The organism is Chromohalobacter sp. HP20-39, from assembly GCF_033052815.1.
In the GTDB taxonomy this organism is placed as follows: Bacteria; Pseudomonadota; Gammaproteobacteria; order Pseudomonadales; family Halomonadaceae; genus Chromohalobacter.
In genome coordinates, this window is sequence record NZ_JAWHTP010000930.1 from 1 (window position 1) to 253 (window position 253).

At 75.5% G+C, this 253-nt stretch carries 1 protein-coding gene; it reads left to right on the plus strand.

The genetic code is table 11. From position 1 onward, the window contains the following. The coding region (locus tag RVY79_RS20685; protein ID WP_317466475.1) for a hypothetical protein at positions 1 to 253 on the plus strand (253 nt) is incomplete at both ends.

Here is a 253-nt window from a genome sequence, read left to right on the forward strand (position 1 = left end):
GCGTGCGCTGGACGCCGTCATCGACCCATGGATCGGTCGGCTCTGCGACCGTGCGCTGGGCCGGCCCGCGTTGGCCTGGCAGCTGCCGCTGATCGGGCTGCTGCTGGTGGCGGGTTTTGCAGGGCTGTTCTTCCCGCTGCCGCGCGGGCACGGCGCGCTGCTGGCCTGGGCCGGCGCCGGGCTGGTCCTGACCTATCTCGCCTACAGCGGCCTCGCGGTGCTGCACCAGGCCTGGGGCGCGCGCCTGGGCGGC